This window comes from Streptomyces sp. NPDC025806 (genome assembly GCF_055558275.1).
This window is the reverse complement of sequence record NZ_JBVHMU010000050.1, coordinates 1-2,827: the sequence shown is the minus strand read 5'-3', so window position 1 is coordinate 2,827 and position 2,827 is coordinate 1. Positions and strand designations below refer to the sequence as shown.

Here is a 2,827-nt window from a genome sequence, read left to right as displayed (position 1 = left end):
GTGCGGCGCGTGGACCGGGTCATCATCCGGTTCGCGGGCGACTCCGGTGACGGTATGCAGCTCACCGGCGACCGTTTCACATCGGAGACGGCGTCGTTCGGCAACGATCTGTCGACTCTGCCGAACTTCCCGGCGGAGATCAGGGCGCCCGCAGGCACGCTGCCGGGCGTCTCGTCGTTCCAGCTCCATTTCGCGGACCACGACATCCTCACGCCGGGCGACGCGCCGAACGTCCTGGTGGCGATGAACCCGGCCGCGCTGAAGGCGAACATCGCGGACGTGCCGCGCGGCGCGGAGGTCATCGTGAACACGGACGAGTTCACGAAGCGGGCGATGGCGAAGGTCGGTTACGAGGCCAGCCCGCTGGACGACGGTTCACTGGACGCGTACCACGTGCATCCGGTGCCGCTGACGACGCTCACCGTGGAGGCGCTGAAGGAGTTCGACCTCTCGCGCAAGGAGGCCGAGCGCTCCAAGAACATGTTCGCGCTGGGCCTGCTGTCGTGGATGTACCACCGGCCCACCGAGGGCACGGAGCGCTTCCTGAAGGCCAAGTTCGGCAAGAAGCCCGAGATCATGAAGGCGAACCTGGCCGCGTTCCACGCCGGCTGGAACTTCGGCGAGACGACCGAGGACTTCGCGGTCTCCTACGAGGTCGCGCCGGCCGCCACCGCGTTCCCGACGGGCACGTACCGCAACATCTCCGGGAACCTGGCGCTGTCGTACGGCCTGATCGCCGCCTCGAAGCAGGCCGATCTGCCGCTGTATCTGGGCTCGTACCCGATCACGCCGGCCTCGGACATCCTGCACGAGCTGTCCAAGCACAAGAACTTCGGCGTGCGCACCTTCCAGGCCGAGGACGAGATCGCCGGCATCGGTGCCGCGCTCGGCGCGTCCTTCGGCGGCAGCCTCGCCGTCACCACCACCTCCGGGCCGGGTGTGGCACTCAAGTCCGAGACGATCGGCCTGGCCGTCAGTCTCGAACTGCCTTTGCTCGTCGTCGACATCCAGCGCGGCGGTCCCTCCACCGGCCTGCCGACGAAGACGGAGCAGGCGGACCTGCTCCAGGCCATGTACGGCAGGAACGGCGAGGCCCCGGTGCCGATCGTGGCGCCGAAGACCCCGGCGGACTGCTTCGACGCGGCGCTGGAGGCGGCCCGGATCGCGGTCACGTACCGCACCCCGGTCTTCCTCCTCTCCGACGGCTATCTGGCGAACGGTTCGGAGCCGTGGCGGATCCCGGAGGTCGACGAACTGCCCGACCTGCGCACCCAGTTCGCCCAGGGACCGAACCACACCCTGGACGACGGCACCGAGGTGTTCTGGCCCTACAAGCGCGACCCGCAGACCCTGGCCCGCCCCTGGGCCATCCCCGGCACCCCCGGCCTCGAACACCGCATCGGCGGCATCGAGAAGCAGGACGGCACGGGCAACATCTCCTACGACCCGGCCAACCACGAGTTCATGGTCCGCACCCGCCAGGCCAAGATCGACGGCATCCAGGTGCCCGACCTCGAGGTCGACGACCCGAACGGCGACGCCCGCACCCTCGTCCTCGGCTGGGGATCGACGTACGGCCCCATCACGGCCGCCGTCCGCCGCCTGCGCACCGCCGGTGACGCCATCGCCCAGGCCCACCTGCGCCACCTCAACCCGTTCCCCGCGAACCTCGGCGAGGTCCTGAAGCGCTACGACAAGGTGGTGATCCCGGAGATGAACCTGGGACAGCTCGCCACCCTCGTCCGGGCGAAGTACCTGGTCGACGCCCACAGCTACCACCAGGTCAACGGCATGCCGTTCAAGGCGGAGCAGCTCGCCAAGGCTCTCAAGGAGACCATCGATGACTGAGTCACTCCTGAACCTGGTGCCCAAGGCCGAGGCCAAGCAGTCCATGAAGGACTTCAAGTCCGACCAGGAGGTGCGCTGGTGCCCGGGCTGCGGTGACTACGCGATCCTCGCGGCCGTGCAGGGCTTCATGCCCGAACTCGGCCTCGCCAAGGAGAACATCGTCTTCGTCTCCGGCATCGGCTGCTCCTCCCGCTTCCCGTACTACATGAACACGTACGGGATGCACTCCATCCACGGCCGCGCCCCCGCCATCGCGACCGGCCTCGCCTCCTCGCGCCGCGACCTGTCCGTGTGGGTCGTCACGGGTGACGGTGACGCCCTGTCCATCGGCGGCAACCACCTCATCCACGCCCTGCGCCGCAACGTGAACCTCAAGATCCTCCTCTTCAACAACCGGATCTACGGGCTCACCAAGGGCCAGTACTCCCCCACCTCCGAGGTCGGGAAGATCACCAAGTCGACGCCGATGGGCTCCCTCGACGCACCCTTCAACCCGGTCTCGCTCGCGATCGGGGCCGAGGCCTCGTTCGTGGCCCGGACCGTGGACTCGGACCGCAAGCACCTCACCTCGGTGCTGCGCGAGGCGGCCGAGCACCCGGGCACGGCGCTCGTGGAGATCTACCAGAACTGCAACATCTTCAACGACGGCGCCTTCGAGGTCCTCAAGGACAAGGAGCAGGCCGAGGAGGCCGTGATCCGCCTGGAGCACGGCCAGCCGATCACCTTCGGGGCCGAGGGCTCCAAGGGCGTCGTGCGCGACCCGGCCACCGGCGACCTGAAGGTCGTGCCCGTCACGGACGCGAACCGGGCGGACATCCTCGTCCACGACGCCCACACGGCCTCCCCGACCACCGCCTTCGCCCTGTCCCGCCTGGCCGACCCGGACACCCTGCACCACACCCCGATCGGCGTGTTCCGCAACGTCCGCCGGCCCGTCTACGACGTCCAGATGTCCGACCAGCTCGACGCCGCCATCGAG

The 2,827-nt window shown here is 68.7% G+C and carries 2 protein-coding genes; both read left to right on the top strand.

Annotated elements, in window-relative coordinates; all coding sequences use genetic code 11:
- The coding region (locus ACZ4E1_RS40240) for a 2-oxoacid:acceptor oxidoreductase subunit alpha (RefSeq protein WP_467548968.1) at nt 1-1,848 on the top strand (1,848 nt) is incomplete at its 5' end.
- Nucleotides 1,841-2,827 (top strand): 2-oxoacid:ferredoxin oxidoreductase subunit beta (locus tag ACZ4E1_RS40235; RefSeq protein ID WP_467548966.1); only part of this gene is annotated, 987 nt, incomplete at its 3' end. The genes ACZ4E1_RS40240 and ACZ4E1_RS40235, both read left to right, overlap by 8 nt.